9 protein-coding genes are annotated in these 7,849 nt (G+C 63.2%); 4 read left to right on the top strand and 5 right to left on the bottom strand.

Going from position 1 to position 7,849, the window contains the following annotated elements:
* Window positions 1–155 precede the first annotated feature (155 nt).
* On the top strand, window positions 156–1,196 hold the full coding sequence (locus tag J0I64_RS07660; RefSeq protein WP_291407004.1) for a rhodanese-related sulfurtransferase: 1,041 nt from the start codon (window positions 156–158) through the stop codon (window positions 1,194–1,196).
* Here the strand turns inward: J0I64_RS07660 and J0I64_RS07665 are convergent.
* Window positions 1,193–1,507, bottom strand: a complete 315-nt coding sequence (locus J0I64_RS07665; protein WP_291407005.1) for a HigA family addiction module antitoxin — start codon at window positions 1,505–1,507, stop codon at window positions 1,193–1,195. The two genes, J0I64_RS07660 and J0I64_RS07665, sit on opposite strands and share 4 nt — an antisense overlap.
* Window positions 1,479–1,763 (bottom strand): type II toxin-antitoxin system RelE/ParE family toxin, encoded by a 285-nt coding sequence (locus tag J0I64_RS07670; protein WP_291407006.1) that lies wholly within the window; start codon window positions 1,761–1,763, stop codon window positions 1,479–1,481. Before J0I64_RS07670 ends, J0I64_RS07665 begins: the two co-directional genes overlap by 29 nt.
* Before the next feature lie 121 nt (window positions 1,764–1,884).
* Between J0I64_RS07670 and J0I64_RS07675 the strand changes: the two genes are divergently transcribed.
* Window positions 1,885–2,814, top strand: a complete 930-nt coding sequence (locus J0I64_RS07675; protein ID WP_291407007.1) for a LysR family transcriptional regulator — start codon at window positions 1,885–1,887, stop codon at window positions 2,812–2,814.
* A 22-nt stretch (window positions 2,815–2,836) separates the two neighbouring features.
* Complete coding sequence (locus J0I64_RS07680) at window positions 2,837–4,450, top strand: GMC family oxidoreductase N-terminal domain-containing protein (protein ID WP_291407008.1); 1,614 nt, start codon at window positions 2,837–2,839, stop codon at window positions 4,448–4,450.
* On the opposite strand, the gene J0I64_RS07685 is transcribed toward J0I64_RS07680, so the two are convergent.
* Window positions 4,447–5,301 carry a LytTR family DNA-binding domain-containing protein gene (locus tag J0I64_RS07685; RefSeq protein WP_291407012.1) on the bottom strand — a complete coding sequence of 285 codons (855 nt, stop codon included), beginning with the start codon at window positions 5,299–5,301 and terminating at the stop codon, window positions 4,447–4,449. The genes J0I64_RS07680 and J0I64_RS07685 overlap by 4 nt on opposite strands.
* Before the next feature lie 20 nt (window positions 5,302–5,321).
* Between J0I64_RS07685 and J0I64_RS07690 the strand changes: the two genes are divergently transcribed.
* Window positions 5,322–5,825: a DUF2306 domain-containing protein gene (locus J0I64_RS07690; RefSeq protein WP_291407009.1), complete on the top strand. Its 504-nt coding sequence runs from the start codon at window positions 5,322–5,324 to the stop codon at window positions 5,823–5,825.
* 2 nt (window positions 5,826–5,827) lie between these two features.
* Here the strand turns inward: J0I64_RS07690 and mbfA are convergent, their stop codons facing one another.
* The gene (gene mbfA, locus J0I64_RS07695) at window positions 5,828–6,808 is read right to left on the bottom strand and encodes an iron exporter MbfA (protein WP_291407010.1); all 981 of its coding nucleotides are present in this window, start codon (window positions 6,806–6,808) and stop codon (window positions 5,828–5,830) included.
* 513 nt (window positions 6,809–7,321) lie between these two features.
* Window positions 7,322–7,849: FAD-binding oxidoreductase (locus J0I64_RS07700; protein ID WP_291407011.1), on the bottom strand; the 528-nt coding region annotated here is incomplete at its 5' end.

Consider the following 7,849-nt stretch of genomic DNA (forward strand, 5'->3'; position numbering starts at 1 on the left):
CAGGACCGGCAGTTTCAGCCCCGAATGACCAGAGCGGCGATACTGCATGGTGTCATAGCGTGCGTTATCCGCCCGATAGGTCATAGAGACGTCCTCCCGATGTCTTGCTTGCGACCGCCCGTGACGCCGAGCCCGGCCGATGATATGAGCGCGTCATGACCGCGCCCCATCCAAATTCCGCCGCCACTGTGCAACAGGACAATCATCCATACAAGGTGATGGCGATATACAAATTCGCCTCCCTGCCCGACGCGGAAACTCTCAAAACCCCGCTCGCCGCCTTCTGCTGCGGCCGCGATATCAAGGGCACGCTTATTCTCGCGCCCGAAGGCATCAATGGCACCGTTGCCGGCACGCCCGACGCCATCGATGCCCTGGCCGACTTTTTGTTCCTGTCCGGTCCCTTTGGCGAACGCCTCCTCGGCGCGGAAACAAAATATTCCTTCGCTGATGAAGCCCCATTCCTGCGCATGAAGGTGCGCCTCAAGCCCGAGATCGTCACTCTGCGCGCGCCCGAGGCCGATCCCTCAAAACAGGTCGGCACCTATGTCGAGCCCGAAGACTGGAACGAGCTGATCGACCGCAACGACGTCGTGCTGGTCGATACCCGCAACGACTATGAAGTCGGTCTCGGCACTTTCCAGCGCGCGCTCGACCCCAAGACGGCAAGCTTTGTCGAGTTCAAGGACTATGTGGCTAAAAACCTCGATCCCGCCCGGGACAAGAAGGTCGCCATGTTCTGCACCGGCGGCATACGCTGCGAAAAGGCCTCGTCGTACCTGTTGAGCCAGGGCTTTGAGGAAGTGTTTCACCTCAAGGGCGGGATTTTGAAATATCTCGAAGTGACACCCAAGGAAGAGAGCCGCTTTGCCGGCGAATGCTTCGTGTTCGACGAACGCGTCTCGGTCGGCCACGGCCTCGAACTCGGCGACGCCACCCTCTGCCGCGCCTGCCGCCACCCGCTCACCGAAGCCGATCGCCAGCACAAGGACTTTGCCGAAGGCCTAACCTGCCCCTACTGCATCGACGACACCGCCAAGCACGAAGCCGCCGCAGAACGGCAAAAGCAGATGGACCTCGCCAAAAAGCGCGGCATGGCCCATCTGGGCGACGCCGTGGCCGAAATCGCCGCCAAGGCCAAGGCCCGCAAGCAGGCTCTGGCCGAGGAATCGCGGGCACGCAATGAGAGCAGCTAGGCCGCGCGCGGCTCTATCATTGCAAGATCGTCGCCCAGCTCGCGCCGACGCTGCATAAGATCGAACTCGATCTGCAGGGACAGAAAAAAGCCTTCTGACAAGCCAAAGTAACGCGCCAGTCGCAGGTCCGTGTCAGCCGTTACGCCGCGCTGCCCCAGCACAATCTCATTGATGCGGCGGGGCGGCACATGCACGGCGCGGGCGAGCGCATTCTGGCTCAGCCCCATGGGCTTCAGAAATTCCTCGAGCAGGATTTCGCCAGGATGCGGATTGGGCAGGGCCTCATCCATGATAGTCGACGATTTCGACATTGCGCGGTCCTCCTTCATCCCAGACAAAACAGATGCGCCATTGATCGTTGATACGAATGCTCCATTGCCCGGCGCGGTTGCCCTTGAGCGCTTCAAGCCGATTACCCGGCGGCACCTTCAAATCGCCGATGACCCGGGCGGCGTGGAGCAGACGCAGTTTCCTCAGAGCCACGGACTGAATATCCGCTGGCAGCCTCCGGCTGTGTCGGCCGGCCCAGATCAGCTCCGTTTCGCCATCCGAAAAGCTCTGGATCATACACAAACATAACGCATCGCGTTATATAACGCAATGCGTTATGCGCCATTCAACGCATAGACATGTTCTATGTGACAAACCATATTCCGCCTTATCGACCGCTCTTGCATAAGCCAATCCAATGGACCTCGACCAGCTTCGCACTTTTGATCGCATCGTTCGCGAGCAGAGTTTTACCAAGGCGGCCGCCTATCTGAATATCACCCAGGCCACCGCCTCGATGCGCATGCGGGCGCTCGAACAACTGCTTGGCGTCACCCTTTTCGTCCGCGGCCGCACCGTCAGCCTCACCGACCAGGGCATGACCTTTTTGCCTTTTGCGCGCCGCATCATCGGCACGGCGCAGGAAGCGCGCGAAGCGCTGCGCCGGGTCGAGCGCGGCCGCATCGCCATTGCCTCGCTACGCAGTCTGGTCTCCCCGCTGATCACCGAAAGTCTGCTGCGCTTTCAGGAAAAGTATCCGGCCGTGGATGTGGTGGTAAACGAGGGCCGGCAGGCCCAGATCGCCGAAATGTTGCATGAGCGCGAATCCGAACTTGGCATTTTGTGCTGGCCCAATCTTGAACCGCTCGCGGTCGATCTCGTGCCGCTGCTGACCATGCGCGAGCGCGTGCCCCTCGTCATCTCGGCCGACAAGGCGGCAAAGCTCAGCGCCACGCCCGAGATCGAAGAAGTGCTGGCACTGGTGCCGCGGGTCATCTCGCTGATTTGGTGGCAGGTGGCTCCGGAAGCCTCTACCGCCCTGACCCGCCGCGCGCCCACCAGCGTCGAACTGCCCACCGGCCCTGCCCGGCGCCTCGCCATCAAGGGCGAGGGGATCGGCTTTTTCGTCAATTCGGCCGTGGCCGACGATATTGCAGCCGGGCGCCTCGTCGAAATCCAGCCCGTCGATATCGAACCGCTCCATCGTGATACCGCCATGGTGGTGCGCTCGCTGACGGCGCTCGAGCGCCCCATGCTGGTCGATTTCATCCGGGAAATTGCCGTCGAATGCGCGCGAGTGGGCACGATCCTCGATAGCCGACTAGAAGACCTGCTATCCGCCGCCTAATCTCCCGCCAAGAGGAGATATTATGCCCACATACGATTTTGTCATTGCCGGCGGCGGCTCGGCTGCGTCGGTCACGGCCTGGCGCCTTGTGAAAGAGTTCGGCTTTTCGGTCCTGATGCTGGAGCGCGGCCGCGCCGGCACCAACCGCATCATGGCCATGCCTGCCGGCTATATGAAATATCTCGGCCAGGACACGTTCCTCGAAATGCACAAAACCGTGCCGCAACCCCAGCTCGGCGGCCGCGCCCCCATCGTGCCGGTGGCCAAGGTTCTGGGCGGTGGCTCGTCGGTCAATGCCATGGTCTATATGCGCGGCCAGAAGGAGGACTATGACGGCTGGGCCCAAAGCCTCGGCAATGATCCCGGCTGGTCCTATGACGCCATACTGCCCCACTTCAAGGCAGTTGAGGACAATGCGCGCCTCCACGACGGGTTCCACGGCAATGGCGGGCCGCTCCGCGTTTCCGACCCCGGCTATACGACGCAGACCACCCACGATTTCATCGCCGCGGCACAGGCGCTCGGCCACAAGGCCAATGCCGATTTCAACGGCGCGACCCAATTCGGCGTCGGCATCATGCAGCACACCTATGGGCAATGGGGCCGCTACAAGGAGCGCTCGGACGCGATAAAAGCCTTCCTCGATCCGCTGAAATCCGACGGCAACCTGACGATCATTTCCGGCGCCCGCGTCGATCGCATCCTCGTCGAGAACGGCCGCGCCACCGGCCTTGCCTATACCAGGGACGGCGAGAGCCACACCGTCCGCGCCGAGCGCGAAGTGCTGGTCGGCGCCGGCACCTACAATAGCGCCAAGCTGATGATGCTTTCGGGTATCGGTCCCGCCGAGCACCTGCGCCAGCATGGCATCGACGTCGTCGCCGACATTGCTGGCGTCGGCCAGAACCTGCAGGACCATCACGAAGTCCCTGTTATCGCCACCACCAAGGGCAAGTCGGGCTATTTCGGGCAGGACCGCGGCTGGAACATGATCCGCAACGGCCTCCAATATCTCCTTACCAATTCCGGCCCGGTGACCACGACCGGCATCGAAGCCTGCATGTTCTTCGAACCCGATGGCGGCAGTCGCCCGACCATCCAGCTCTATTGCGCGCCCATCGTCTATCTCGACCGCGACGTCTCGGCGGCCAAGCCAACCTACGGCGTGACCTTCACCTCGTGCCTCCTCCGCCCCAAGGCGCGCGGCAGCGTCACTCTGCGCTCGGCCAATCCTGGGGACCAGCCAGTGGTCGACTGCAATTTCTTCGGGGATCCCGACGACCTCCGCCTCACCATCGCGGCCCTGCACGAAGCGCGAAAGCTGCTGAAGTCAGCGCCGCTGGCGGAAAAGATCGATACCGAACTGCTTCCAGGCCAGGCGGTGATGGACGATCCCGAAGCCCTTAACCGCTATTGCGGGCAAACGGTGAAGACCAACTATCACCCGGTCGGCACGCTGCGCATGGGCCGCGACGATGATCCCACCGCCGTTGTCGATGCGGAACTGAAGGTGCGGGGAATTGAAGGACTCCGTGTCATCGACTGCTCGATCATGCCGCAGATCGTCTCAGGCAATACCAATGCCCCGGCCATGGCGATCGGCTCGAAAGCGGCAAGCCTGGTGGCTGGGCGTTAGGTCAGGAGGCCCGCCGCCCGCACGGCCTCGACATAGGTCCGGCTCACCGGCACGATTGCGCCGTTCTCGAGTTCGAGCACGGGCTTGCTGCCCTGCCGCGCGCCCCGGCGCACGGCGTCGAGCGCCACCCAATGCGAGCGGTGCACCTGCATGCCGGCAACCGGCGCCGTCTCGCGGATGGCGTCGGAAAGCCGCATCAGCACCAGCGTCGTGCCTTTCTCGGTGGTGACGTCGACATAGTGGTCGGACACCGCGATATGGACGAGCCGCCCGCGCTGCCCCCGCGGCAGGCGTTCCAGAATAGCCGGCTCCGTCGCGGCAGCCGACACGGCCTCCGGCACTGGTTTCGCCTGCGGCGGCTGCCAGAGCAGCGCGCTCATCACCGTCACCGAGATGGAAATCAGCGTGCAATAAGCGAGCAGCGTGCCGAACCGGATCGGGGTGACATCCACGCCATAGGCGACAAGATTGATCACCAAGACGACCCCGGCAATGGCCGGGCCCGCCACCGCACCGGCAATCGCGCCGGCCAACCAGGCCGGCAGGCGCGGCAGCAACAGGCGCTCGACAAAGCCGGCAACCAGCGTGCCGATGCCTGCGGTCCCCAGGACCACCGCCATCCAATAGAGCAGGCGCGGTACCAGCCCCATATTCTCGAACGTGCCGAAAGGCCCGATCAGCCCGACGACGATCCCCAGCGCCAGCAGCACGATCCAGCTGCGCCGATTGCGCACGAGACCGCGCATTTCGCGAAGCGTGGACTGCAAATGGGTGTCGTTCACGAAGCGGCCATGCGGTTTACGGAAAGCGATTTGCGCGGCGCAATCTAGCGGCACATCGAGACCGGGCATAGCCACGCCGGAACCCGAACATGACCCTCGCCCCGCTTCTCGCCGCTCCCCTCGCTATCCAGATCCACGCCAGTTGCGCCATTCTCGCCGTCGTCATCGGCGGCTTCGTGCTCTGGCGCAAGAAGGGCACGCGGCTCCACAAGACACTCGGCCGACTCTGGGTGGTGCTGATGTTCACCGCCGCCACCAGCGCGCTCTTCATCAATGAAATCAGGCTGATCGGCCCGTTCAGCCCGATCCACCTGTTCTCGATCTTCACCTATGTGGCGCTGTTCAACGGGCTGCGCGCCATTCTCGTGCACCGCGATGTGCGGCGCCACCGCGCCAACATGCAGGGGCTCTATATCGGCGCCCTGCTGCTTGCCGGGGCTTTTACCTTCCTCCCCGGCAGACGCATGCACATGGTGGTTTTCGGACCCCATGCCGGCTGGCCGCAATCGCTTGCCGCCATCGGGCTGATCCTGGCGCTGGCCGCTGTTCTCTGGGCCTTATTGCAGCGGCGCGGCCAGCGCGTCACCACCTGATTTCAGGCGCTGCCGATGAGCACGCCGGCAGCAAAGACCAGCGCCCCGCCCAAAACCACCTGCAACACCGCCCGCCAAAACGGGGTCTGCATGTAGCGCTTCTGGATATAGGCGATGACCCAGAGTTCGATCAGCACCACCACACCGGCAATAAACGTCGCCGTCCAGAAATCGTGGATGAGATAGGGCAAAGCGTGCCCAAGGCCACCCACGGCGGTCATGATCCCGGCAGCAAAGCCGCGCTTGACCGGCGAGCCACGGCCGGTCAGCTTGCCATCGTCGGAGGCCGCTTCGGTAAAGCCCATGGAAATGCCGGCGCCCACCGCAGCGGCAAGACCGACCAGAAAAGTCTGGTGCGTATCGCCCGTCGCAAAGGCGGCGGCAAAGACCGGGGCCAGCGTCGACACCGAACCATCCATCAGCCCGGCAAGGCCCGGCTGCACATAGGTGAGAAGGAACTGGCGATGCGCCTCGTCCTTCTCTACGTCGTGCCCTTCTTCGCCGAGCAGTTTTTCGTCGAGCTTGGTCGCGCTGGCGGCATGGCCGCGCTCGGTGCGCGCCAGGTCGCCGAGCAACTTGCGGATGGCGACGTCATTGGCCTGCTTGGCCGCTTCCATATAGAAGCTGTAAGCGCCTTCTTCCATTTCCCAGACCTGCCCGCGCACCTGCTCGATGGTCAGGGTCTTGAGCAGCCAGACCGGCTTGCGATTGAGGAAACCGCGCACGTGCTCGCGCCGGATCGGCACCAGCCGCTTGCCGAAACGCTCGACATAAAGATCGAGCAGGCGTCGGCGGTGATCGTCTTCCTCGGCGGCCATGGCTTCGAGCAGCGCCGCCGTGCCGGGATAGATATCCGCCAGCCGCGTCGCCAGTTCGGAATAGATGCGCCCATCCTCTTCCTCGGCGGCAATCGCCAGCGACAGGATTTCGCGCTCCGACAGCGTATCAAAAGCACGCCGATTGTCCGGCCACAGGGTAAACATGCCTGCCCTCAAACTTTAGAACCATTCCAAAGAATGTTTAGAACGGTTCTAATGTTTGGGCAAGAGGCATTCGCTGGCCCGCCGGGCGCGACCATGCGCGGCATTGCGGGAGTGGCTGCGCATACCCATTTGCTTCAGCGCAAAAGGAAAAATCCATGTCCAGCGACAAGCCAGATCACGCAACACTCGAAGCCCAAAGGCGCCGTTCGAATGTCTACGCGTTTCGCCGGCTGAAATGGGGAGCGCCTAAGCGGCTCAGGGCGAGCGGGGCGCGGGCAGGAGGCAAAACGCCACTGCCCTTGGCCAAGCGCGGCAGAGGAAGGGGGCTCAACGTAGCCCTGTTGGTAGCCATTGGCTTTGTCTGCGGCGTTATTGCGGTAGTCGCGTTGGGGTAGCAACGAGCAACTGCGTAGCCCGAACCCGCTCCCCATCCCTCCCCACAAGGGGGAGGGTGGGAGGGGGGCGGCAAACTCGATAGCCGAGCCGTCCTCCCAAGCGCACAGCCGACTTAGCTCAATGCCCGAGGAATCTCTCCATCCGGAACGGCTTCACATCGATTGCCGTCGCTTCCCCGGTCATCATCTGCGCCAGTAATTCGCCCGTTGCCGGCCCCAGCGTAAAGCCGTGATGGGCATGGCCGATGCCGGCAAAAAGCCCCTCATGCTTGGGCGCCTTGGAGATGATCGGCATCATATCGGGCGTACAGGGCCGCGCGCCCTTCCACGGCTGCGGGTCGACGCGGTCGCCTAGCGGAAACACTTCCTTGGCCGCCTGCTCTGCCTTGCCAAGCTGGATCGGTGTCGGTGCCGCATCGCGCAGGTTAAATTCCGCCCCCGTCGTCAGGCGAATGCCGCGCGTCATCGGCGCCAGCACATAGCCCACTTCGGCATCGAGCAGCAGGTGGTTGAGCGCGGCGCCTTCGGCCGGTTTATAGTGCATGTGATAGCCCCGCTTGACGAAGAGCGGCAGGCGATAGCCCACTTTGTCGAGCACTTCCGGCGCCCACGGCCCGAGCGCAATGACCGCCTGCTTCCCGATATG

This window comes from Devosia sp. (assembly GCF_017307565.1).
In the GTDB taxonomy this organism is placed as follows: domain Bacteria; phylum Pseudomonadota; class Alphaproteobacteria; order Rhizobiales; family Devosiaceae; genus Devosia.